The sequence below is a fragment of the Arthrobacter sp. PM3 genome (genome assembly GCF_003352915.1).
In the GTDB taxonomy this organism is placed as follows: domain Bacteria; phylum Actinomycetota; class Actinomycetes; order Actinomycetales; family Micrococcaceae; genus Arthrobacter.
This window is the reverse complement of sequence record NZ_CP022314.1, coordinates 1,099,279-1,121,814: the sequence shown is the minus strand read 5'-3', so window position 1 is coordinate 1,121,814 and position 22,536 is coordinate 1,099,279. Positions and strand designations below refer to the sequence as shown.

Sequence of the window (22,536 nt, the reverse complement as noted above, 5' to 3'; positions counted from 1 at the left end):
GGCCAGGTTCAGGCCCATGATCGTGTCCCCCGGCTTGATCAGGGCGTGCATCACGGAGGCGTTGGCCTGCGCGCCGGAGTGCGGCTGGACGTTCGCGTACCCGGCGCCGAAGAGGGCCTTGAGCCGGTCGATCGCGAGCTGTTCGATCACGTCGACGTGTTCGCAGCCGCCGTAGTACCGCTTGCCCGGGTACCCTTCGGCGTACTTGTTCGTCAGCACCGAGCCCTGCGCCTGCATCACCGCGGCCGCGGTGTGGTTCTCCGAGGCGATCATCTCCAGGCCGCCGCGCTGCCGGCCCAGCTCCGCGTCGATCCCCGCCGCGATCTCCGGGTCCAGGACGGACAGGTCCGCGTCCAGGGACACCGGCACGACCTGCTCAAAGCCGGTTTGAGTTACCGAAGCGCTCACAGTTCGCCGCCGTTCTTGGCCGCGTATTCCTCGGCCGAGAGCAGCGGGCCCTCGGACTCCACGGCGACCTTGAACAGCCAGCCGGCCCCGTACGGGTCGCTGTTGATCAGCGCCGGGTCCGCGACGACGGCGTCGTTGACCTCGGTGACCTCGCCCGTGACCGGGGCATACAGGTCCGACACGGACTTCGTCGACTCCACCTCACCGCAGGTCTCCCCGGCGGTCACGGTGGAGCCGACCTCCGGCAGGTCCACATACACGATGTCACCCAGGGCATCGGTGGCGACGGCGGAGATGCCGATCCCCACGGGGCCGGAGCCGTCAACAGCAACCCACTCGTGCTCGGCGGAGTACTTCAGTTCAGCAACAACCTTGCTCATTTCAATTCCTTACATCTCGTCTGGCTAAAAATCTGTGGTCGGCGCGGGGCCCGAAGGGGTCTATTTGTCCCGCTTGTAGAAGGGCAGGGCCACGACTTCGAAGGGCTCGGCCTTGCCGCGGAGGTCGATGTCCAGGGCCGTGCCGGGCTCGGTGAACTCGACGTCGACGTAGGCCATCGCGACCGGGTAGCCCAGGGTGGGGGAGGGCTGGCCGGAGGTGACCTCACCGACCACGGTGCCGTCTTTGAGGACCGGGTAGTGGCCGCGGCCGGCCCGGCGGCCGAGGCCCTTGAGCCCGACCAGCCTGCGGCCGCTGGTGGACCCGGCGCCGCCGGCCTTGAGTGCTTCCAGCGCGGCGCGGCCCACGAAGTCGGATTCCTTGGCGAGCGAGACGACCGGGCCCAAGCCCGCGGCGTACGGGTTCCCGTCGAGGGAGAGTTCGTTGCCGTAGAGCGGCATCCCGGCCTCCAGGCGCAGCGAGTCACGGCAGGCCAGGCCGGCCGGAATGAGCCCGTGGCCGGCGCCGGTTTCCAACAAGGCCTCCCACAGGCCCGGGGCGTCCTCGTTGGGCACGTAGATCTCGAAGCCGTCTTCACCGGTGTAGCCGGTGCGGGCCAAAAGCAGGTCCTGCCCATGGATCTGTACCTCAACCGCGGCGTAGTACTTCAGCTCCGTCACGAGCGAATGCTGTTCTGCGGGGACCAGCGTCAGCAGGATGGCCTCGGCGCTCGGGCCCTGCACGGCGATCAGCGAGGTCTCAGCCGAAACGTCCTCGACCGTGACGTCGAAATCGCCTCCTGGGGCAGAACCCGCGCGTTCGGCCAGGGCTGCGGCGACGACCTTCGCGTTGCCCGCGTTGGGGACCACCAGGAACTTCTCCTCGCCCCGGCGGTAGGTGATGAGGTCGTCGATGATGCCGCCGTCCTCGTTGCAGATCAGCGAGTATTTGGCCTTGCCGACGGCGACAGCCGAGAGTTTGCCGGCCAGGGCGTAGTCGAGGAACGCGGCGGCGTCCGGGCCGGTGACCCAGACTTCGCCCATGTGGGAGAGGTCGAACAGGCCCGCGGAGTTGCGGACGGCGTGGTGCTCGGCGAGTTCGGAGGAGTACTTCAGCGGCATCTGCCAGCCGCCGAAGTCCGTGAAGGAGGCGCCGGCTTTTTTGTGCTGCTCGTAGAGCGCGGTGTAGTTCTCAGTCATCAACAATCCTTAGTTTTCAAATTCGGACAGCGGGGGGCAGGAGCACACGAGATTCCGGTCACCGGCGGCGCCGTCGATTCGGCCGACCGGCGGGAAGTACTTGTCCTGCCTGAGCGTGTGGACGGGGAAGGCGGCCTGCTCGCGCGGGTACTCGCGGGCCCAGTCGGTGCTGATCACGGCGGCCGCCGTGTGGGGTGCGTTGCGCAGCGGGCTGTTCTCCACGGTGAAGTCGCCGGCGGCGACCTGGTCGATCTCGGCCCGGATGGCGATCATGGCCGTGATGAAGCGGTCGATCTCGCCCAGGTCCTCGGACTCGGTGGGCTCCACCATGAGGGTGCCGGCCACCGGGAACGACAGCGTGGGGGCGTGGAAGCCGAAGTCGATGAGGCGCTTGGCCACGTCCTCGGCGGTCACGCCGGTCCTGGCGGTGAGCTCGCGCAGGTCCAGGATGCACTCGTGCGCCACCAGCCCGCCCTCGCCGGTGTAGAGCACCGGGAAGTGCTCGTCCAATCGTGCGGCAATGTAATTCGCCGCGAGCAGGGCGGACTTGGTCGCCTCGGTCAGGCCCCGACCGCCCATGAGCTTCACGTACGCCCAGGAGATCGGCAGAACACCCGCGGAGCCGTAACGTGAAGCGGAGATCGCAACACCGGTTCCCGGTTCGTCAGCGCCAGCCTTGTGCGCGGCCTTGTTGGCGTCCCCCGGCATGAACGGGGCCAGGTGGGCCTTGGCCGCGACCGGGCCGACGCCGGGTCCGCCGCCGCCGTGCGGGATGCAGAAGGTCTTGTGCAGGTTCAGGTGCGAGACGTCGCCGCCAAACTTGCCCGGCTGGGCCAGGCCCACGAGGGCGTTGAGGTTGGCGCCGTCGACGTAGACCTGCCCGCCGGCGGCATGGACCGCGTCGCACACCTCGCGGACGTCGGCGTCGTACACCCCGTGGGTGGACGGGTAGGTGATCATGATTGCCGACAGGACGTCCTTGTTGGCTTCGATCTTCGCGGTCAGGTCCGCGTGGTCGATCGTGCCGTCCGAGGCGGTGGCCACGACCACGACCTTCATGCCGGCCAGCACGGCCGAGGCGGCGTTGGTGCCGTGCGCCGAGGCCGGGATCAGGCAGACGTTGCGCTGCGCGTCGCCGCGGGAGAGGTGGTAGCCGCGGATGGCCAGCAGGCCGGCGAGTTCACCCTGGGAGCCGGCGTTGGGCTGGATGGAGACCTGGTCATAGCCCGTGATTTCGGCGAGGTCAGCTTCCAGGCCGCTGATCAGTTCCCGCCAGCCCGCCGTCTGCGAGTCCGGGGCGAACGGGTGGATGGAGGCGAACTCCGGCCAGGAAATGGCTTCCATCTCGGCCGTGGCGTTCAGCTTCATCGTGCACGAGCCCAGCGGGATCATGGTCCGGTCCAGGGCCAGGTCACGGTCCGAGAGGCGGCGGATGTAGCGCAGCAGCTGCGTCTCGGAGCGGTGCGTGTTGAACACCGGGTGCTGCAGGTAGTCGGACGTGCGCAGCACCGTCCCGGGCAGCTCGAAGCCCTTGGCTTCCACGACCGGACCGGCTCCAAAGGCGACGACCACCGCGGAGAGGACCTCCGGCGTCGTGGTTTCATCGACTGACACGCCGACTGTGTCCGCGTCGATGAGCCGCAGGTTGATGCCGCGGGCGTCGGCGGCGGCGATGACCTTGGCGGCCTTGCCCGGCACGCGGACCGTGAGGGTGTCGAAGAAGGAGTCGCTCACCAGTTCGCGGCCGACGATCTTCAGCGTGGCGGCGAGGGCGCGGGCATTGTTGTGGACGGTCTCGGCGATCGCCTTCAGCCCGTCGGGGCCGTGGTAGACGGCGTAGAACGAGGACACGATTGCCAGCAGGGCCTGCGCGGTGCAGATGTTGGACGTGGCCTTCTCGCGGCGGATGTGCTGCTCGCGGGTCTGCAGCGCCAGGCGGTAGGCCGGGACGCCGGCGTTGTCCTTGGAGACGCCGACAATGCGGCCGGGGAGGGTGCGTTCCATGCCCTCGCGCACCGCCATGTACGCGGCGTGCGGGCCGCCGAAGAACAGCGGCACGCCGAAGCGCTGCGTGGAGCCGACGGCGATGTCCGCGCCCTGCTCACCCGGAGGGGTGATGAGCGTGAGAGCCAGGAGGTCGGCGGCGACGGTGACGAGGGCGCCGCGTTCCTTCGCCTCGGCGATCACCGCGGACTGGTCCCACACCCGGCCGGAGACGCCGGGCTGCTGCAGCACGATGCCGTTGATGACGCCCTCGGGCAGGCCCTTGGAAAGATCCGCGACCTCGACCTCGAAGCCCAGCGCCTCGGCGCGGCCCTTGACGATCGCGATGGTCTGCGGCAGGCAGTCGGCGTCCAGGACGGTCTTGCCGTCATGGGCCGTCTTGTCCTTGTTCGCGCGGCGCATCATCAGCACGGCCTCGGCCACGGCGGTGGCCTCGTCAAGGAGGGAGGCATTGGCGACCGGGAGCGCGGTGAGGTCCTGGACCATGGTCTGGAAGTTCAGCAGCGCCTCGAGCCGTCCCTGGGAAATCTCCGGCTGGTAGGGGGTGTAGGCGGTGTACCAGGCCGGGGCCTCGAGGATGTTGCGGCGGATCACCGCCGGGGTCACGGTGTCGTAATAGCCCTGCCCGATCATCTGCACGGCCGTCTTGTTCTTCGCCGCCAGCTTGCGCAGCTCGGCGAGGACCTCAACCTCACTGAGGGCCGCGGCGAGCGCGAGGTCGGAGTCCTGGCGGATGTCCTTCGGGACGGCGGTGTCCACCAGCGCGTCGACGGTGTCGTAGCCGACGGCTTTGAGCATGGTGTCGACGTCGGACTGGCGGCGGGCGCCGATGTGCCGGTCGGCAAAATTGGATGTAAGAGAATGAATCGTCAAGAGGAACTCCAAGGTATGGCCGACGCATTGCGCCGGAGGGGACCGGGTTCCTCCCCGCTCTGTATTGGACCTGAGAGATTCCGCAGACGCTCGTCCGCTTGCACCGTCGGTGAGCCAGGCGCCACATAACGCGCTGGCTGCTTTCCAGAGTTGCCTAGCCGCGGCGGTACATGGGCCTGAGAGATTCCTGGGGAGGATTTGCTCCTACGGCGCCTGCCCGGATGATGTCGGGGAGGACTCTCCCGCCACGGTTCGAAAGGCATATTCAAATGTTGGTGATTCGGATCACACGGTACACACAATTCCCGTGCCGCGCAAAATTTGGGACGCGGCGCCGCGAAACAATTTTGGGGGCTTGACTTTCCGGCGTGAGCCAGCCCACACTGAATCGGCCGGCCGATGCTGTGGCAGCGGGCGCCGGCCGCGGCCCCTGCGGTCCCGGCATTCGGGCGCAGGAGCCGCGGAAAACGTAGTGTTGCGCGGACCTGTTGTCCGCACGGCGGCGATTTCCGCAAGCCTCAAAAATGAACATGCCAACGATCTGCGGCGGGAGAGTCCTGCCGGTACATGCAGCAGGCGCCGTAGGAGCAAATCCTCCCCAGGAATCTCTCAGGCCCCCGTACCGCCGCGGCGAGGCAACTCTGGAAAGCAGCAGGTACGTCATCAAGGCGCACTGCTCACCGACGGTGCAAGCGTCTCCTGCAGGAGCAGGAGGCGCGGAAACTCTCAGGTCCAAGACAGAGCGGGGAGGAACCCGAATCATCGTGGCTGAAATGCCACTTGAACGATGGAGTTCCTCATGACGATTCAGCGACCACCTTCTTCTGAGGTTGAAGCTCCCCACCTTGAGCGGCAGCTCAGCAACCGGCACATCCAGCTGATCGCGATCGGCGGCGCCATTGGAACGGGCCTGTTCATGGGCTCGGGTAAGACTATCTCGGCAGCCGGACCCTCGGTCATTTTTGTCTACATGATCATCGGCTTCATGTTGTTCTTCGTCATGCGGGCCATGGGCGAGCTGCTCCTGTCCAACCTGCACTACAAATCCTTCAGTGACTTCGCCGCGGATCTGCTCGGTCCGTGGGCGGGATTCTTCACGGGCTGGACGTATTGGTTCTGTTGGGTGATCACCGGAATCGCGGATGTCATTGCCATCGCCGGGTATTCCCAGGAACTGTGGCCCGGCCTGCCCCTGTGGATCCCGGGCCTGGTCACCATCGCCATCCTCCTGCTGCTGAACCTCACCACAGTCAAGGCTTTCGGCGAAACCGAGTTCTGGTTCGCACTCATCAAGATCGTCGCGATCGTGGCACTGATCGTGGTGGGTCTGTTCATGATCTTCAGCGGGTTCAGCTCTGCGGCCGGACCGGCCTCCTTCAGCAACCTGTGGAGCCACGGGGGCTTCTTCCCGAACGAGTTTATGGGCTTCGTGGCCGGCTTCCAGATTGCCGTGTTCGCATTCGTCGGCATTGAGCTGGTGGGCACCACGGCGGCGGAGGCCAAGGATCCGGAGAAGAACCTCCCCAAGGCCATCAACTCCATTCCGGTACGTGTACTTCTCTTCTACGTCGGGGCCCTCATCATCCTGATGTCCGTTATCCCCTGGACCGAGTTCGCCGCCGGCCACAGCCCCTTCATCGCCATGTTCTCCCTGGCGGGCCTCGGCGCCGCCGCCACCGTGGTCAACCTGGTGGTCCTCACTTCGGCGATGTCTTCAGCCAACTCCGGCATCTACTCCACGTCCCGCATGGTCTACGGGCTCGCCCAGGAAGGCGACGCGCCGGCCCGCTTCGGCAACCTGTCCCGCCGCAAGGTCCCGCAGAACGCCCTCTTCCTCTCCTGCGTGCTCCTGCTCTCTGGAGTCGTCCTGATGTATGCGGGGGAGAACATCGGCAAGGCCTTCGAAATGGTCACCACGGTTTCTGCCGTCTGCTTTGTCTTCGTCTGGTCCATCATCCTGGCCAGCTACCTGGCCTTCCGCCGGCGCCGCCCCGGGCTGCATGCCTCGTCCACGTTCAAGATGCCCGGCGGCGTCCCGATGGTGTGGGTGGTCTTCGCGTTCTTCGCCTTCGTGCTGTGGACGCTGACCACCCAGCCGGACACGCTGGTGGCGCTCGTGGTGACGCCGGTCTGGTTCATCGTGCTCGGCGTGGCCTGGTTTGTCCTGCGCCGCCGTCCGGTCCACCTGGCCCGCTACGAGGCGTTCAAGGCGGACCTCCAGGCGGAGCAGGAAGCCGAGGCGGAGATCCGGGCGGTGCAGAGCAAATGACCGCCGGAACAGCATCGGCAGGCAGCGCTGCGGGGGATCGGCCGGAAGCGGCAGGCGCGGAGTTTGTGCTCACGCTCGACTGCCGCGAATCGCCCGGGATTGTGCACTCCGTCTCCAAGTTTCTCCTGGACCACGGCTGCAACATCATCGACATCAAGCAGTTCGGCGACCGGCAGGAGGAGCACTTCTTCATGCGGGTGCACTTCTCGACGGGCAGCGCCGCAACCGTTGAAGAGCTCCAGCGGGACTTCACACCCGTGGCCGCGGAATGGGACATGAACTGGCGCCTGGAACGTCACGGCCGCAAACTGCGGATCCTCGTCATGGTCTCCAAGTACAGCCATTGCCTCAATGATCTGCTCTTCCGGGCCCGGATCGGCGAACTCCCGGTCGAGATCGTCGCTGTGGTGTCCAACCACCGTGACCATGAGGATCTTGTCACCTGGCACGGGATCCCCTTCCACCATGTGCCCGTGCGCCAGGAAACCAAGCCGGAGGCGGAAGCCAAGCTGCTCGACCTGGTGGAAACCTACAAGGTTGAGCTGGTGGTCCTTGCCCGCTACATGCAGGTTTTCAGCGACAGCCTGACGGCCCGGCTGGCCGGCAAAGCCATCAACATCCATCATTCCTTCCTGCCGAGCTTCAAGGGCGCCAAACCGTACCATCAGGCGTACGACCGGGGTGTCAAGACAGTCGGTGCCACGGCGCACTACGTCAACTCGGAGCTGGACGAGGGACCCATCATTTCCCAGCAGGTGATAGAGGTGGACCACACCTACACCCCGGCCGATCTTGTAGCGGTCGGCAGGGATGCGGAGTGCAAGGCCCTGACGAACGCCGTCCGCTGGCACGCTGAAGGGCGAATCATCCTCTCCGGCAACCGGACCGTCATTCTTCGCTGACGCCCCGGCACCGTTTCGCCTGTTCAGCCCGGTCTGCCCCTGTCCGCTCCGGCGCGTTGCGCCGGCCATTCCCTGGAGGTCCTCGTGACAGTCCATTCACTTTCAACCACTTCCCCTGCGCTCCGGCCCGCCGGGGCCGCCAGCGCGCTGCCCACGCGGCTGGAGATTATTCCCACGGACGGCATCGTGCCCGGAATCCAGGCGAGCCTCCCGGCAGGCTCGACGCTCACGGTGACGTGCCTGCCTCACCACGGCGTCAAACCCACGATGCAGACGGCGGTGCAGCTTCGCCGGCTGGGCTATGACGTGGTGCCGCACCTTGCCGCACGCAGCCTCGAGGACCGCGCACAGCTCGCCGGCATCCTCAGGGACTGCGAGGATTCCGGGATCACCGATGTCTTCGCCATCGGCGGCGACGCGGCGCACGCCGCCGGCCCCTACGACACCGGTGCCCGGCTCATGGAGGACATCGCCGACCTCTCCGGCGGGCAGATCGCGATCGGCGTCGCCGGCTACCCGGAGGGCCATCCGCGCCGGAATCCGCTGCATATGCTCGACGCACTGCTGGAAAAACAGCATCTGGCCACGCACGTGGTGACGCAGATGTGTTTCTCCGCCGCCAGGATCAGCTGCTACGTGGAGCTGTTGCGCCGGGAAGGCGTCGCCCTGCCGGTGTGGGCCGGAGTGGCCGGTCAGGTGCCCCGGACCAGGCTCATCTCCCTGGCCACCAAGATCGGCGTGGGTCCCTCATTGCGCTTTATCAGCCGGAAGGGTCCGCTCGCCCGGCGGCTCCTGAACGGCGGCAACTACTCACCCGAAGGCCTGGTGTCCGAGCTGTCAGCGGCCGCCCCGGCCCTGGCCGGCATCCACCTCTACACCTTCAATAGCCTGGAACCGTACGCAGCCGCTGGCGGCCCCGGACTCGCCGCCGGCTAGCTGCGCGCTGCGAGGACCTGCTCGCGCAGGATGTCGGCGTGGCCGCAGTGCTGGGCGAGTTCACGGAGCATGTGCAGGTAGACCCACCGCAGGGGCAGCGGGCCGCGCCTGTTGCCCCTGGCGAGGTCGTCCAGGGCCAAGGGATCGGTCCGGCGGCGTGAATCCTCGCATGCCCGCGCGTACGCGGCCCGGATGCCCCCGATCGTGTCGCCGGCCGCAAGGACGAACGACTCATCGGGGGTGGCCGGGATCCCGATCTCGGCCCGGGTCCGGCACGTGATGGCCTCGTCGAACCAGACCTTCTCCACGAACGTGGCGTGCTTGACCAGCCCCAGAAGGGTGGTCCGTGAGGGCACCAGCGACGCCCGGGCCTCCTGTTCCGTCAGGCCGTCCAAGCAGTCGTGCAGGGCCGCCCGGTGCTCGTCGAGGAACGCATCGAACTGGGTCCGCAGATCGGCCGTGAAAGTGGCGGGATCCATGCTGGCGAAGGGGCTCATGGCCCCCTATCCTATGGCGGACCTATGTCCTGAGGCGATGAGGGCCCCGTGGGGACTAGTGCCCGCGCGCGATCCATTCGTCAAGGTGCGGGGATTCGGCGCCGATCGTCGTCGGATCCCCGTGCCCGGTCCGCACTACGGTGTCCGCCGGAAGCGGCAGGAGCCGGGCCCGGATGGACCCGATGATGGTGGGGAAGTCGCTGAAGGAACGGCCGGTAGCTCCCGGTCCGCCCTGGAATAGCGTGTCACCGCTGAAGACCGTGCCTTCAACCCCGGCGCCGCCGCCCGGAAGGTGGAAGCACACGGACCCCGGCGAGTGGCCGGGCGTGTGCAGGGCCGTGAGCGCGGCCCCGGCGACCGGGAAGGTGTCGCCGTCGGCGATGGCGTGGTCCGGTTCGGTGCCCGGGAATACCCGTTCCCACAGCATCCAGTCGTCCCGGTGCAGGTACACGGGCGCGTCCACGAGCTGACGGACCTCGCCGACGGCGGCGATGTGGTCGTCGTGCCCGTGCGTCAGCAGGATCGCAGTGACCTTCCGGCCATGGACGGCCGCTGCCACGGCCGCCGGATCATGGGCGGGGTCGATGATGACGCATTCGGTCTCATCCCCGATGATCCAGACGTTGTTGTCGACGTCCCAGGTGCCGCCGTCGAGCGAGAACGTGCCCGAGGTGACCAGCCGGTCGATCCGGATACCTCCGGCCGCGGTGCCGTTCACAGCTCGACCACCGAACGCAGCACGGCGCCGGCGTGCATCTTGCCGAAAGCCTCTTCGATCTGGTCGATCGTGATCCGCTCCGTCACGAAGGCGTCGAGGTCCAGCTTGCCCTGGCGGTACAGGCTGATGAGCATGGGGAAGTCGCGGGAGGGAAGGCAGTCGCCGTACCACGAGGACTTGAGCGAGCCGCCACGGCCGAACACGTCCAGGAGGGGCAGTTCCAGCGTCATCTCGGGGCTGGGGACCCCCACCAGGACCACCGTGCCGGCGAGGTCGCGGGCGTAGAACGCCTGCTTGTACGTTTCGGGACGGCCGACGGCGTCGATCACCACGTCGGCGCCGAAGCCGCCGGTGAGTTCGCGGATGGCCTCCACGGGGTCGACGGCGGAGGAGTCCACGGTGTGTGTGGCGCCGAGGTCCTTGGCGCGCCGGAGCTTCTTGGCATCGATGTCGACGGCGATCACCGTGGTGGCGCCGGCGAGCGCGGCGCCGGCGACGGCAGCCACGCCCACGCCGCCGCAGCCGATCACGGCGACGGAATCGCCGCGCTTGACGTTCCCGGTGTTGATGGCGGCGCCGATGCCGGCCATGACGCCGCAGCCGAGCAGGCCGACGGCGGCGGGGTCGGCGTCGGGGTCCACCTTGGTGCATTGCCCGGCGGCGACGAGGGTCTTCTCGGCGAACGCGCCGATGCCGAGCGCCGGCGAGAGTTCCGTGCCGTCTTCCAGCGTCATCTTCTGGGTGGCGTTGTGGGTATTGAAGCAGTACTGCGGTTCACCGCGGCGGCAGGCGCGGCATTCGCCGCAGACCGCACGCCAGTTGAGCACCACGCGGTCGCCGGGTGCCACCTCGGTGACGTCCGGTCCGACGGCGCTGACCACGCCGGTGGCCTCGTGGCCGAGCAGGAACGGGAAGTCGTCACTGATGGCACCCTGCTTGTAGTGCAGGTCGGTGTGGCAGACGCCGCAGGTGAGGATGTCCACCAGTGCCTCGCCGGGGCCCGGATCCGGCACCAGGATGGTCTCCAGGGTGACCTCGGCGTTCTTGGAACGGACTACGGCGCCTTTGACTTTGTGGACCATGGACTTCTCCCTCAGTTCGTGTCGCTGCATGCAACAGGGCGCAGCCTCCGTGAGGCCGCGCCCGCTGGCTGGTTACTGGTGGTTCAGGTGCTTCGGGGCTCAGGCCGCGAGGCGGGTCTTGACCTCCGCTGCGGAGGGGTTGGTGGCCGCGGTGCCGTCCGGGAACAGCACGGTGGGGACGGTGCGGTTGCCTCCGTTGAGCTTCTCCACGAGATCGGCCGTGCCTTCGACTTCCTCGATGTTGATCTCGGTGTACCCGATGCCCTGCGCATCCAGCTGCTTCTTCAGCCGGTTGCAGTAGCCACACCAAGTGGTCGAAAACATGGTGATGGTGCCGGATTCGGGGGTGAAGTCCACGAAGTTCTCCTCAGACTGGTGATTGGGGGGGCCGGCGTTGGAGGCCGGCCCGCGAAGGGCGTACGTCACTGGCAATAACCGTACCGTGCGGCACACTATTCCCGCACGGCGGTCCGCGGTGGCATGCTGGGGACATGTGTGGACGCTACGTGATGGCCCGGGCCGTCGGAGACCTGCTGGCCGAGTTCGACGCCGAACTTGAAAAGGAGATCGTGATCCCGCCGTCCTGGAACGTGGCCCCGACAGCTGACGTGCCCATCCTGCTCGAACGCCTCATTGACGGCGAATCGCCGGCCAAGCCCGTGCGGCAGCTGCACCTGGCCCGCTGGGGGCTGGTGCCCTCCTGGGCCAAGGACCCGGGGATCGGGTCGAAGATGATCAACGCCCGCAGCGAGAGCGTGCTGGAGAAACCCTCGTTCCGCAAAGCCGTCCGGACCCGGCGCTGCGCGGTCCCCGCCGACGGCTACTACGAATGGAAAGCCGGCGAGGGCCGCAGCAAGCAGCCGTACTACGTGCACCCGGCCGACGGCGGCCCGATCGTGTTCGCCGGGCTGTACGAATGGTGGAAAGACCCGTCCAAAGCCGACGGCGACCCGGAACGCTGGCTGCTTTCGACCTCGATCCTCACCTGCGATTCGCCGCCGGAAGGGTATGCCGGCGGGATGCTCGCCGAACTGACCGCCCTGCACGACCGTGTCCCGTTGCCGATGGACCGCGACACCATGCAGGCCTGGCTGGACCCGCACGCCGGGGACGCCGCCGCCCTGGTGGACCTGGTCCGGGCGGGCGCGCACGATGTCGCCGAAGGCTGGAAGATCGACGCCGTGGGCACCGCTGTCGGCAACGTCAAGAACGACTCACCGGAACTCATCCAGCCGGTCGGGACTCTGTTCTGACCAGTCCGGTGCGGCGGACGGCGACCATCGATTCCCGGACACGCCCCTTCCCGCCCATTCGCCACAAACGGCCGGGAAGACCTTGCCCATAGCGGCCATTTGCGTCGAATGGGTGGCGGCGGCGCGAGATGACGGCGACCCGGCAGACACCTCGATAGGCCATGGTGCCCTTGGTGAGGGGAGCGGCGGCCTGTCCGGCCGAAGCGGCAAGTCGGGGAATCTTGGCGTGAGTACCTATTACCCGGCCTGTCACCATCCGTGGTCCTGTATCCCCGTCGTTTCGGGGAGAGGTGAGCGTTAGAGCGAGACCCGGCCGGCGTCGTCGACCGCCCAGGTGGGGTTGTAGGCGACCTCCCAGCGGAAGCCGTCGGGATCCGCGAAATAGCCGGTGTAGCCGCCCCAGGGCTGGGTCTTCGGGGCCGCGACAATGGTGGCGCCGGCCGCCTCGGCCTCGGCCATCACCCAGTCCACCTCGGCCGTGCTGGCCAGGTTGTGGCTCAGCGTGATGCAGGGGACGCCGGCGGGGGCGCTGGTGCCCGCCTCGGCTTGCATCCGGGCGGCGTCCCACAGCGAGAGGATGAGCCCGTGATTGGCCTGGATGAAGACCACCTCGCCCGGAACCTCGCGGTGGATGCGCCAGCCGAGGCCGTCCGCATAGAAGCTGCGGGAGGCCTCAACGCTGCGGACTCCCAAGGAAATCAAGTCGACTCGTGGCTGCATCTTTAGATACTGTCATGCACATGTCCACAAATCACGGATACGACAAAGACGCCGAAGCCGACAAGGCACAACTCGCAGCAGTGCGGGTAGCCGTTGACGAGGTGGATGAGCAGATCGTGGCACTGATCGGGCGCCGGGAGCGACTGATCCGGATCGCCGGCACCCTGAAGGCGGACAGCGCCGAGGTCCGGGCGCCGGGCCGGGTGGAACGCGTGATCGAGCACGTCAAGGCAACGGCGGAGCAGAAGGACATCGATCCCGCCATCGTCGAGAAAACCTACCGCGCCATGGTGGAGGCGTTCACCGCGCTGGAGCTGGAAGTTTACAAAGCCGGCAACTGAGCAGGGGTTGCGGCCACCGGCAGGCGGCCGCCCTGGTCCTATGCCGGTTGCCGCCGGTTAGAGGGATTCTTCCACCGGCACATTGGACTGGTAGTCACGGCCGTCGCAATCGCTGAACGCCGTCATGAGGTGTCCCTTCGGCAATCCCAGCACTGTGGTGAGGGGGAAGTTGCCGGTGATGGTGCTGCCCGAGTGTTCGACCCCCGCGAGGTCGAAGTTTTCCTCAGTGCCGTCATGGCTGAAGCAGTAGAAGGACACGGCCTCGCCGTTCATGAATTCGATCCCCATTCTTCGCTGATGGGAATGGTCCGGGGTGGCCGCCACAAGCCCCACAACATAGGCGCCCTGCCCGGGGATATTGCCGTCTATATCAAAAGTCGCCACCAAGGTTGAGTCCTTGGCGGCGATGCTTACGTGCTTCAGGAGTGCGTTATGGGAGCTCATGGCTCAATCCTGCTACCTGCGCCTGCGTCCGTCCACCCCTGATCTGGGTTTTGCCGCCGTCCCTGCGTAAACTGGATTTATTCGAAGATATGTTCGAATATTCTGGATATGCGCTGGACTGCGCACAGTACAGGCACAGTACAGGCATGGGACAGGCACGGGAATCGGCGCCGGACAGGCGCCGGAGGGGGCACGGGAGGCAGTGTGGGGACGTTCAGCGAGTCCGTGGAGGTCGCCTGCACGCCCTCCGGGCAGCCCCTGCGCCTCCACTGGGCCGGCCGGAACTACACGGTCTGCGCGGAACCCGTCCGTTGGTATGAGCGCCGCCAGTGGTGGACGGAGGAAAGCCGTGCCCCGCTCGGGAGCGGACCGGGCCTGGTGGACCACGAGATCTGGCGGGTCCAGGTGCGTGCCGCCGGGGACCACGCGGCGGAGCCCACCCTCACCCTGGACCTGAGCCGGCATGTCGGCAGCGGCCGGTGGCGGCTCCTGAAAATCCACGACGCCCTGCGCCCCCTCCGGAAGCCCGAATCGGCATGAGCTTCACCCATCTGCACGTCTCCACCGCCTTCAGCGCCCACTACGGCGTCTCCTGGCCGGATGAACTCGCCGCCGCCGCGGCGGCCGACGGCGCCACCGCGCTCGCCTGCACGGACCGTGACGGGCTCTACGGCACCGTCAAGCACCTGAAGGCATGCATGGCCGCCGGCCTGGACGCGATCGTCGGGGTGGACCTCGCGGTCTTCGACGACGACGGCGACCTCCGCACCCAGCTCGGGGGACGCGTCGTCGTACTGGCGCACGGCCACAATAACGGCGCCGGGTACCGGGCGCTATGCCGGCTGATCTCCGACGCCCACGCCCGCACCACGGGCAAAGCGCAGGGAGCGGTGCCGGTGGCCGTCACCCGGGCGGAGCTGGCCTCCCGCACCCTGCACCCGGAAACCCTGCAGCCGGTCCTGACCGTCCTGATCGGCCCGGACTCCGACGTCGGCCGTGCCATGGGCGGCCGGCGGTACCTGCGCCCCCGGACCCTCTTCAAACGTTGGCTGGACGCCATGCCTCCCGGGACGCTGGCCGCGGAGGTGGTCTCCCAGCTCAGCCCGCCCGGGGAGCCGCTAAGCACCGCCCATGCCGTGCGCATGCTCAAACTCGCCGCAGAGCACGCGGTACCGGCCGTGCTGAGCAACGCCGTACGCTACGTCGCCGAGGACGGCGCGGCCACCGCCGATGTGCTGGACTCCGCCCGGGCCCTCAAATCCCTCCCCGAACTGTCCGCCGCCCCGCTGCTGCAGCCCAACGGCCAGGCCTGGCTTAAATCGCCGGCCCGGATGCTGGACCTGGGCAAGGAGATCATCCACGCCGCCGGATACGGCACGGCGGACCTCAAACGGCTCCTCGCCCAGACCGAGGCGCTCGCCGACCGCTGCCGCATGGACCCGGCAGCCGATATGGGCTGGAAGCAGCCCGTGGTGCCGGAAGCAGCCGTGATCGGGATCGCCGGTGACGCGCTCGCAGAGCTGACCCTGCGCTGCGAGGCCGGCATCGGCCGCCGCTTCCCGGGTATCTCCGGCCGGCAGGAGCAGCAGATGCGGGCCCGGCTGCAGCACGAGCTCCGGATCATCGACTCGCTGGGCTTTGCCTCCTACTTCCTGACCGTCGCCGAGGTCTCCCGCATGATCCTGGCCATGGACGTCCGGGCCGCTGCCCGGGGTTCGGGAGCGTCGAGCCTGGTCAACTACCTGATCGACATCAGCCAGGTGAACCCGCTCCAGCACGACCTCATCTTTGAACGCTTCCTCTCCCGCGACCGGGCCACGCTGCCGGACATCGACATCGACGTCGAAAGCGCCGAACGGCACAACGTCTACCGGAAAATCTTTGAGCGCTTCGGGGCCGAACGCGTCACGCTGATGAGCATGCAGAACGGCTACCGCGCTCGCGGTGCCGTGCGGGACGCCGGCCTGGCCCTGGGGATGGACGACGGCGAGGTCGGGGAAATCGCCAAGCAGCTGTGGCGGTTCTCGGCCCGGCACTTCCGCGAAGCCCTCGCGGAGAAACCCGAGCTGAAGGAATTCGCGGGCCGGGTGGAGCAGCGCGGCGCCGGCGAAAACCAGCAGCTGGACCTGCTGGTGGACCTCACGGAACGGCTGGACCGGCTGCCCCGCCACATCTCCATGCACCCGTGCGGGGTGATCCTGGGCGATGCCACCCTGCTGGACCGCACCCCCGTGCAGCCCAGCGGCCTGGGGCTGCCCATGAGCCAGTTCGACAAGCACGACATGGACCCCATGGGCATGCTCAAGCTCGATGTCCTGGGTGTCCGGATGCAGAGCGCCATGGCCTTCGCCGTGCGGGAAGTCATCCGGCTCCACCCCTCCAAGGCCGAGGTGGTGGCCGCCGGCGCGCATCCGGCCGGCCCGGACGGGGCAGGCCCGGACTACATTGCCGCGGACGGGCGCATCGACCTCAACGCGGTCCCGCTCGATGACGAGGCAACCTTTGAACTGATCCGCAGCACCCACACCCTGGGCTGTTTCCAGATCGAATCGCCGGGCCAGCGTGAACTGATCGGCAAGATGGCGCCCCGGGAATTCAACGATCTCATCATCGACATCTCACTGTTCCGCCCCGGCCCGATGAAATCCGACATGGTACGGCCCTTCCTGGAGCACCGGCACGGGTTCGCCCCCGAGATCTACCCGCACCCTGACCTCAAGCCGGTCCTCCAGGAAACCCACGGGGTCACCGTCTTCCACGAACAGATCCTCAAAACCTTCGACGTCATGACCGGGTGCGGCCTGGCGCGCGCCGACGAATTCCGCCGGGCGCTGGGCAACGAGGTGCTGGAAGCCAGGGTGGAGGAATTCTTCCGGAAGGAGGCTCGGGCCCGGAACTACAGCCCCGAGGTGGTGGACAAGGTCTGGGGCACGCTGAAGGCCTTTGGCAGCTTCGGGTTCTGCAAGGCCCACGGCGCCGCCTTTGCCGTGCCCACCTACCAGTCGGCCTGGCTCAAGGCGCACCACCCGGAAGCCTTCCTGGCCGGGCTCTGGGAGCACGATCCCGGCATGTACCCCAAACGCCTGCTCGTGGCCGAGGCCCGCCGGCTGGGCATCCCCATCCTTCCCCTCGACATCAACCGGAGCCGGGCCGAGTACCGGGTGGAGCGGGTCGACGCCGGGCCGGACCGGGGCAAGCTGGGCATCCGGCTGAGCCTGAACGGCATCTTCGGGCTCTCCGCCGCCGAACTGAAGCGGATTGTGGCCGGCCAGCCCTACGATTCCCTGGCGGACCTGCGCGCCCGGTCCCGGCTGAGCCGGCCCGGCATCCAGCGCCTGGCCCAGCTGGGCGCCTTCGACACACTGCACCGGGCATCCGGGGGAGCCGCCAACCGGGCGGACCTGGTCCACCACCTGCAGGAGCTCCGGAGCCGGCCCCTCCGGAAGGGCGTGGAGGTCATCGAGGGACAGTTGGCGCTGCCGCTGGGCGACGTGGAACTGAAGAACCTTCCGGCCGTGCTGCCCGCGCCGAGCACGGTGGAGATCGTCCGGGCCGAACTGGACCTCATGGCCGTGGACGTCAGCGAACACCTCATGGCCAGCCACCGCCCGCTGCTGGACCGGCTCGGCGTCACCACCGCTGACAGGCTGCTGGGGCTGCGCAACGGCACGGAAGTGCTCGTGGCCGGGGTGCGGGTGGCCACGCAGACCCCGCCCATGCGCGGCGGCCGCCGGGTGGTGTTCATCAGCGTCGACGACGGCACGGGCTGCGTGGACTCGGTCTTTTTCCACGAGGCGCAGGAGCAGGCCGGACCGTTGCTGTTCAGCACCCGCCTGCTGCTGATCCGCGGCACCACCCGCCGGACCGGGCCGCGGGGGATCAGCATCAGCGCCAGCATGGCCTGGGACCTCAGCCGCACCGAAACCCTGCCGTTCCCGGAGCCCGTTTCCGGCGCCCCGGCCGCGGCCGCGCCGCGTTGGTTGGCCTCTTCAGAAACCGATAGCATGGACGAGGCTGGCTGTGGTCCCCGTACGCCACAAGCTACGAAGCCTTAACTTTGAATAGGAGACACCCGTGTCAGATGCCCAGCAGATCACCCTTCTCGTCGACGGCGAAGAGACCAAGGTGACTACCGGGACCACCGGCGCGGAACTCTTCTTTGAGCGCCGCGACGTCGTTGTAGCCCGCGTCAACGGCGCTCTGTTGGACCTGGACCAGGCCCTTCCGGAGAACGCCACGGTCGAGGGCGTGACCATTGACTCCCCGGACGGGCTCAACGTCCTGCGCCACTCCACAGCCCACGTCATGGCCCAGGCCGTGCAGCAGCTGCGCCCCGACGCCAAGCTCGGGATCGGGCCCTACATCACGGACGGCTTCTACTTCGACTTCGACGTCGCCGAGCCCTTCACCCCGGAAGACCTGCGCCAGCTGGAAAAGATGATGCAGAAAATCATCAACCAGAACCAGAAATTCGTGCGCCGCGTAGTCTCCGAGGACGAGGCCCGCGAAGCCATGAAGGACGAGCCCTACAAGCTCGAACTCCTGGGCAAGAAGAACGACGCCGCCGACGCCGGCGAGGGCGTCAACGTTGAGGTCGGCGCGGGCGACATCACCATCTACGACAACGTGGACCGCAAGAGCGGCGACACCGTCTGGTGCGATCTGTGCCGCGGCCCGCACCTGCCCAACACCAAGCTGATCTCCAACGCCTTCGCCCTGACCCGGTCCTCGGCCGCCTACTGGCTGGGCAACCAGAACAACCAGCAGCTGCAGCGCATCTACGGCACCGCCTGGCCCACCAAGGACGCCCTGAAGGCCTACCAGGAGCGCATTGCCGAGGCCGAACGTCGCGACCACCGCAAACTCGGCGCGGAACTGGACCTGTTCTCCTTCCCGGACGAGCTCGGTTCCGGCCTGCCGGTGTTCCACCCCAAGGGCGGCATCATCCGCAAGGCCATGGAGGACTACTCCCGGCAGCGACATGTGGACGCCGGCTACGAGTTCGTCTACACCCCGCACATCACCAAGGGCCACCTGTATGAGGTCTCCGGCCACCTGGACTGGTACCGCGAAGGCATGTTCCCGGCGATGCACATCGACGCGGAACTGAACGAGGACGGCACGGTCCGCAAGCCGGGCCAGGACTACTACCTCAAACCGATGAACTGCCCCATGCATAACCTGATCTTCCGGTCCCGGGGCCGCTCCTACCGCGAACTGCCGCTGCGGCTCTTCGAGTTCGGCTCGGTCTACCGCTACGAGAAGTCCGGCGTGGTCCACGGACTGACCCGCGTCCGGGGCATGACCCAGGACGACGCCCACATCTACTGCACCCGCGAGCAGATGAAGGACGAGCTCACCACCACGCTGAACTTCGTCCTCGGGCTGCTGAAGGACTACGGGCTGGACGACTTCTACCTCGAGCTCTCCACCAAGAACGAGGACAAGTTCGTCGGCGACGACGCCACGTGGGAGGAAGCTACCCGCACCCTCGCCGAGGTGGCGGAAGCCTCCGGCCTCGAACTGGTCCCGGATCCGGGCGGAGCAGCGTTCTACGGCCCCAAGATCTCGGTCCAGGCCAAGGACGCGCTCGGCCGCACCTGGCAGATGTCCACCATCCAGCTGGACTTCAACCTGCCCGAACGCTTCGAACTGGAATTCCAGGCCGCCGACGGCACCCGCCAGCGTCCCGTGATGATCCACCGCGCGCTATTCGGCTCGGTGGAGCGCTTCATGGGCGTGCTCACCGAGCACTACGCCGGAGCCTTCCCCGCCTGGCTGGCGCCGGTGCAGGTGGTGGGCATCCCGGTGGCGGAGGCCTTCAACGACTACATGTTCGACGTCGTCGACCAGCTCAAGGCCGCCGGCATCCGCGCCGAAGTGGACATCTCCTCGGACCGGTTCCCGAAGAAGATCCGCACCGCCAGCAAGGACAAGATCCCGTTCGTGCTGATCGCCGGCGGTGACGACGCCGAGGCCGGTGCCGTGTCCTTCCGCTTCCGGGACGGCAGCCAGGACAACGGCGTGCCCGTCGCCGAGGCCGTCCGCCGGATCGTCGACGCTGTCCGCAACCGGACCAGCTAGGCAGACGGAAGGGCAGCGCGTGCAGGACACCACAGGGGCCGGGCCGGAGTATCCGGGCGACCACGCCGTGACGGATGACTTCGGCCTGGCCGGGGTCCCGGACGCTTTCCAGCGGCTCTGGACCCCGCACCGGATGGCGTACATCAAGGGCGGCCAGCACCAGTTCAAGAACCCGGACGACTGCCCGTTCTGCGTGGCCCCGGAACGCGAGGATGACGAGTCGCTGATCGTCTACCGGGGACGGACCAGCTACGTGGTGCTGAACCTCTTCCCGTACAACCCCGGCCACCTGCTGGTCTGCCCGTACCGGCACGTCCCCGACTACACGGACCTCACAGTCGAGGAAACAGCCGAGTTCGCCGAGCTCACCCAGACGGCCATGCGGGTGCTGCGCAAAGTAGCCAACCCCTCCGGTTTCAACCTGGGCATGAACCAGGGCGTCACCGGCGGGGCAGGCATCGCCGGCCACCTGCACCAGCACGTGGTGCCGCGCTGGGGCGGGGACGGGAACTTCTTCCCGATCATCGCCCAGACCAAGGCCATCACCCAGACACTCGGCGAGGTCCGCCAGCAGGTGGCCGACGCTTGGCCGCAGGAACTGCCAGTCCCGCCGGGCGCCGGGGAGCAGGATGCTTAACAGGCACGCGCGCGGGTTCTTCACCGCCCTGTTTTCTCCCCTCGCCCGGTGGCTGCTGAAGATCGGCGTCTCCCCGGACGCCGTGACGATCGTCGGCACGCTGGGCGTGGTGATCGGTGCGCTGGTGTTCTACCCGCTCGGACAGCTCTGGTGGGGGACCCTGTTCATCACGGCCTTCATTTTCTCCGACGTCATTGACGGCATCATGGCCCGGATGCAGCACCGCGGCGGCCGGTGGGGCAACTTCCTGGACTCCACCCTGGACCGCGTCGCCGACGGCGCCCTGTTCGCCGGCGTCGCCGTCTGGTTCTTCACCGGCGGCGCGAACCCGGCGGTGGCGATTGCCGCCGTCGTCTGCCTGGTGCTGGGCATGGTGGTCTCCTATGCGCGGGCCAAGGCCGAAGCCCTGGGGTTCCACGCCAACGTCGGGATTGCCGAGCGTGCCGAGCGGCTGGTGTCCGTCCTGGTCGTGACCGGCTTCACCGGCCTGGGCCTGCCCAGCGTGGTCCTTTTCGTCACCCTGTGCCTCCTGGCGGCGGCGAGCCTCGTGACCGTCATCCAGCGCATCGCGACAGTGCACCGGCAGTCGCTGGAAGAGCCCGACGGCACCGCCTCCGAGCGTGCCGCCTGAGGGCGCCGCGCCGCGTCCCGGCGGACGCGGCGGATACCCGGCAGCACGCGCTTTTCGCTGCTGTAACCCGAATTCTGCGGCGCACCGGCCGGGGGCTAGTATTAGCTTTACCGGCCAATGGATCCGGTAATCCGGTGTGCGCGAGGCACGTCATGAACGTGCCGCCCGCGCCCCGGCGAGGTCATCTATCTACCCATAGGGGTTTTTGTGTCTACACCTGATGTAAGCAGCGAAGCCGGCGCGTCCGCGAAGAACGTCACGGGCAGCAGCCGCGTCAAGCGCGGCATGGCGGAGATGCTCAAGGGCGGCGTCATCATGGACGTCGTCAACGCCGAGCAGGCCCGCATCGCCGAAGACGCCGGTGCCGTGGCCGTGATGGCGCTGGAACGCGTTCCGGCCGATATCCGCGCCCAGGGCGGCGTGTCCCGCATGTCCGATCCCGACATGATCGACAAGATCATCGCGGCCGTGTCCGTGCCGGTCATGGCCAAGGCCCGGATCGGCCACTTCGTCGAGGCGCAGGTCCTGCAGTCCCTCGGCGTCGACTACATCGACGAGTCCGAGGTCCTGACCCCGGCCGACTACACCAACCACATCGACAAGTGGAACTTCACTGTTCCCTTCGTCTGCGGTGCGACCAACCTTGGTGAGGCGCTGCGCCGCATCAACGAAGGCGCGGCGATGATCCGGTCCAAGGGCGAGGCCGGCACCGGGGACGTCTCCAACGCCACTACGCACATGCGCCAGATCCGGGCCGAGATCAAGAAGCTCGCCGCGCTGCCCGAGGACGAGCTGTACGTCGCGGCGAAGGAGCTGCAGGCACCGTACGAGCTCGTCAAGGAAGTTGCCGCGACCGGCAAGCTTCCGGTGGTGCTGTTCACCGCCGGCGGCATCGCCACCCCGGCGGACGCGGCGATGATGATGCAGCTCGGCGCCGACGGCGTGTTTGTCGGCTCCGGCATCTTCAAGTCCGGCAACCCGGCCCAGCGTGCGGCCGCCGTCGTGAAGGCCACCACCTTCTACGACGACCCGGACGAGATCGCCAAGGCCTCCCGCGGCCTGGGCGAGGCCATGGTCGGCATCAACGTCGACGAGATCCCGCAGCCGCACCGCCTCGCCGAGCGCGGCTGGTAGTTCGCGCTTTCGGGGGCGCCGAACGG

20 protein-coding genes, 1 pseudogene and 2 riboswitches are annotated in these 22,536 nt (G+C 67.6%); of the genes and pseudogenes, 11 read left to right on the top strand and 10 right to left on the bottom strand.

Going from position 1 to position 22,536, the window contains the following annotated elements:
• From CFN17_RS05190 to gcvP, 4 genes and pseudogenes are all read right to left on the bottom strand, one after another.
• Positions 1-408 (bottom strand): annotated as a pseudogene (locus CFN17_RS05190) (serine hydroxymethyltransferase); the annotation flags it as partial.
• Complete coding sequence (gcvH, locus tag CFN17_RS05185; RefSeq protein WP_208750290.1) at positions 405-788, bottom strand: glycine cleavage system protein GcvH; 384 nt, start codon at positions 786-788, stop codon at positions 405-407. The gene gcvH and the pseudogene CFN17_RS05190, both read right to left, overlap by 4 nt.
• Before the next feature lie 60 nt (positions 789-848).
• On the bottom strand, positions 849-1,985 hold the full coding sequence (gcvT, locus tag CFN17_RS05180; protein ID WP_208750289.1) for a glycine cleavage system aminomethyltransferase GcvT: 1,137 nt from the start codon (positions 1,983-1,985) through the stop codon (positions 849-851).
• A 9-nt stretch (positions 1,986-1,994) separates the two neighbouring features.
• Complete coding sequence (gene gcvP / locus CFN17_RS05175; protein WP_395926295.1) at positions 1,995-4,874, bottom strand: aminomethyl-transferring glycine dehydrogenase; 2,880 nt, start codon at positions 4,872-4,874, stop codon at positions 1,995-1,997.
• A 142-nt stretch (positions 4,875-5,016) separates the two neighbouring features.
• Positions 5,017-5,117, bottom strand: a riboswitch (glycine riboswitch).
• A gap of 282 nt (positions 5,118-5,399) precedes the next feature.
• Positions 5,400-5,497, top strand: a riboswitch (glycine riboswitch).
• 164 nt (positions 5,498-5,661) lie between these two features.
• Between gcvP and cycA the strand changes: the two genes are divergently transcribed.
• From cycA to CFN17_RS05160, 3 genes are all read left to right on the top strand, one after another.
• Positions 5,662-7,131, top strand: a complete 1,470-nt coding sequence (cycA, locus tag CFN17_RS05170; RefSeq protein ID WP_208750287.1) for a D-serine/D-alanine/glycine transporter — start codon at positions 5,662-5,664, stop codon at positions 7,129-7,131.
• Positions 7,128-8,033, top strand: coding sequence for a formyltetrahydrofolate deformylase (gene purU / locus CFN17_RS05165; RefSeq protein WP_208750286.1), 906 nt, complete (start codon positions 7,128-7,130; stop codon positions 8,031-8,033). The genes cycA and purU overlap by 4 nt, the downstream gene beginning before the upstream one ends.
• 84 nt (positions 8,034-8,117) lie before the next feature.
• Complete coding sequence (locus tag CFN17_RS05160) at positions 8,118-8,969, top strand: methylenetetrahydrofolate reductase (RefSeq protein WP_208750285.1); 852 nt, start codon at positions 8,118-8,120, stop codon at positions 8,967-8,969.
• On the opposite strand, the gene CFN17_RS05155 is transcribed toward CFN17_RS05160, so the two are convergent.
• The 4 genes from CFN17_RS05155 to CFN17_RS05140 all read right to left on the bottom strand — a co-directional run bounded on the left by CFN17_RS05155 (position 8,966) and on the right by CFN17_RS05140 (position 11,623).
• On the bottom strand, positions 8,966-9,466 hold the full coding sequence (locus CFN17_RS05155; RefSeq protein WP_261792371.1) for a DinB family protein: 501 nt from the start codon (positions 9,464-9,466) through the stop codon (positions 8,966-8,968). The two genes, CFN17_RS05160 and CFN17_RS05155, sit on opposite strands and share 4 nt — an antisense overlap.
• Positions 9,467-9,521: 55 nt before the next feature.
• Positions 9,522-10,184 (bottom strand): MBL fold metallo-hydrolase, encoded by a 663-nt coding sequence (locus CFN17_RS05150; RefSeq protein WP_261792370.1) that lies wholly within the window; start codon positions 10,182-10,184, stop codon positions 9,522-9,524.
• Positions 10,181-11,266, bottom strand: coding sequence for an S-(hydroxymethyl)mycothiol dehydrogenase (locus CFN17_RS05145; protein ID WP_208750284.1), 1,086 nt, complete (start codon positions 11,264-11,266; stop codon positions 10,181-10,183). Before CFN17_RS05145 ends, CFN17_RS05150 begins: the two co-directional genes overlap by 4 nt.
• A gap of 99 nt (positions 11,267-11,365) precedes the next feature.
• Positions 11,366-11,623, bottom strand: coding sequence for a mycoredoxin (locus tag CFN17_RS05140; protein ID WP_208750283.1), 258 nt, complete (start codon positions 11,621-11,623; stop codon positions 11,366-11,368).
• A gap of 134 nt (positions 11,624-11,757) precedes the next feature.
• Between CFN17_RS05140 and CFN17_RS05135 the strand changes: the two genes are divergently transcribed.
• On the top strand, positions 11,758-12,519 hold the full coding sequence (locus tag CFN17_RS05135; protein WP_208750282.1) for an SOS response-associated peptidase: 762 nt from the start codon (positions 11,758-11,760) through the stop codon (positions 12,517-12,519).
• Positions 12,520-12,816: 297 nt separating this feature from the next.
• Here CFN17_RS05135 and CFN17_RS05130 read toward each other — a convergent pair whose 3' ends face one another.
• Positions 12,817-13,239, bottom strand: a complete 423-nt coding sequence (locus tag CFN17_RS05130) for a VOC family protein (protein ID WP_208750281.1) — start codon at positions 13,237-13,239, stop codon at positions 12,817-12,819.
• 14 nt (positions 13,240-13,253) lie between these two features.
• On the opposite strand from CFN17_RS05130, the gene CFN17_RS05125 reads away from it, so the two are divergent.
• Positions 13,254-13,580: a chorismate mutase gene (locus CFN17_RS05125; protein WP_208750280.1), complete on the top strand. Its 327-nt coding sequence runs from the start codon at positions 13,254-13,256 to the stop codon at positions 13,578-13,580.
• Positions 13,581-13,637: 57 nt separating this feature from the next.
• Here the strand turns inward: CFN17_RS05125 and CFN17_RS05120 are convergent, their stop codons facing one another.
• Positions 13,638-14,024, bottom strand: coding sequence for a hypothetical protein (locus tag CFN17_RS05120; protein ID WP_208750279.1), 387 nt, complete (start codon positions 14,022-14,024; stop codon positions 13,638-13,640).
• Between the two features lie 204 nt (positions 14,025-14,228).
• Between CFN17_RS05120 and CFN17_RS05115 the strand changes: the two genes are divergently transcribed.
• From CFN17_RS05115 to pdxS, 6 genes are all read left to right on the top strand, one after another.
• Positions 14,229-14,564, top strand: coding sequence for a DUF6504 family protein (locus CFN17_RS05115; RefSeq protein ID WP_208750278.1), 336 nt, complete (start codon positions 14,229-14,231; stop codon positions 14,562-14,564).
• A complete protein-coding gene (locus CFN17_RS05110; RefSeq protein ID WP_261792369.1) occupies positions 14,561-18,079 on the top strand; it encodes a DNA polymerase III subunit alpha in 3,519 nt (1,172 codons plus the stop codon). Before CFN17_RS05115 ends, CFN17_RS05110 begins: the two co-directional genes overlap by 4 nt.
• Positions 18,080-18,098: 19 nt before the next feature.
• Positions 18,099-20,108 (top strand): threonine--tRNA ligase, encoded by a 2,010-nt coding sequence (thrS, locus tag CFN17_RS05105; protein WP_208750277.1) that lies wholly within the window; start codon positions 18,099-18,101, stop codon positions 20,106-20,108.
• A gap of 19 nt (positions 20,109-20,127) precedes the next feature.
• Positions 20,128-20,745 carry an HIT domain-containing protein gene (locus tag CFN17_RS05100; protein ID WP_208750276.1) on the top strand — a complete coding sequence of 206 codons (618 nt, stop codon included), beginning with the start codon at positions 20,128-20,130 and terminating at the stop codon, positions 20,743-20,745.
• Positions 20,738-21,376 (top strand): phosphatidylinositol phosphate synthase, encoded by a 639-nt coding sequence (gene pgsA, locus CFN17_RS05095; RefSeq protein ID WP_208750275.1) that lies wholly within the window; start codon positions 20,738-20,740, stop codon positions 21,374-21,376. The genes CFN17_RS05100 and pgsA overlap by 8 nt, the downstream gene beginning before the upstream one ends.
• A 207-nt stretch (positions 21,377-21,583) precedes the next feature.
• Positions 21,584-22,510, top strand: coding sequence for a pyridoxal 5'-phosphate synthase lyase subunit PdxS (gene pdxS, locus CFN17_RS05090; protein WP_208750274.1), 927 nt, complete (start codon positions 21,584-21,586; stop codon positions 22,508-22,510).
• Positions 22,511-22,536 lie beyond the last annotated feature (26 nt).

What these genes read in the sequence shown, in the direction of transcription:
- gcvH (WP_208750290.1), bottom strand. Translation starts at nt 788, where the DNA reads ATGAGCAAGGTTGTTGCTGAACTGAAGTACTCCGCCGAGCACGAGTGG.
- gcvT (WP_208750289.1), bottom strand. Translation starts at nt 1,985, where the DNA reads ATGACTGAGAACTACACCGCGCTCTACGAGCAGCACAAAAAAGCCGGC.
- cycA (WP_208750287.1), top strand. Translation starts at nt 5,662, where the DNA reads ATGACGATTCAGCGACCACCTTCTTCTGAGGTTGAAGCTCCCCACCTT.
- purU (WP_208750286.1), top strand. Translation starts at nt 7,128, where the DNA reads ATGACCGCCGGAACAGCATCGGCAGGCAGCGCTGCGGGGGATCGGCCG.
- CFN17_RS05155 (WP_261792371.1), bottom strand. Translation starts at nt 9,466, where the DNA reads ATGAGCCCCTTCGCCAGCATGGATCCCGCCACTTTCACGGCCGATCTG.
- CFN17_RS05145 (WP_208750284.1), bottom strand. Translation starts at nt 11,266, where the DNA reads ATGGTCCACAAAGTCAAAGGCGCCGTAGTCCGTTCCAAGAACGCCGAG.
- CFN17_RS05135 (WP_208750282.1), top strand. Translation starts at nt 11,758, where the DNA reads ATGTGTGGACGCTACGTGATGGCCCGGGCCGTCGGAGACCTGCTGGCC.
- CFN17_RS05130 (WP_208750281.1), bottom strand. Translation starts at nt 13,239, where the DNA reads ATGCAGCCACGAGTCGACTTGATTTCCTTGGGAGTCCGCAGCGTTGAG.
- CFN17_RS05125 (WP_208750280.1), top strand. Translation starts at nt 13,254, where the DNA reads ATGCACATGTCCACAAATCACGGATACGACAAAGACGCCGAAGCCGAC.
- CFN17_RS05120 (WP_208750279.1), bottom strand. Translation starts at nt 14,024, where the DNA reads ATGAGCTCCCATAACGCACTCCTGAAGCACGTAAGCATCGCCGCCAAG.
- CFN17_RS05110 (WP_261792369.1), top strand. Translation starts at nt 14,561, where the DNA reads ATGAGCTTCACCCATCTGCACGTCTCCACCGCCTTCAGCGCCCACTAC.
- pgsA (WP_208750275.1), top strand. Translation starts at nt 20,738, where the DNA reads ATGCTTAACAGGCACGCGCGCGGGTTCTTCACCGCCCTGTTTTCTCCC.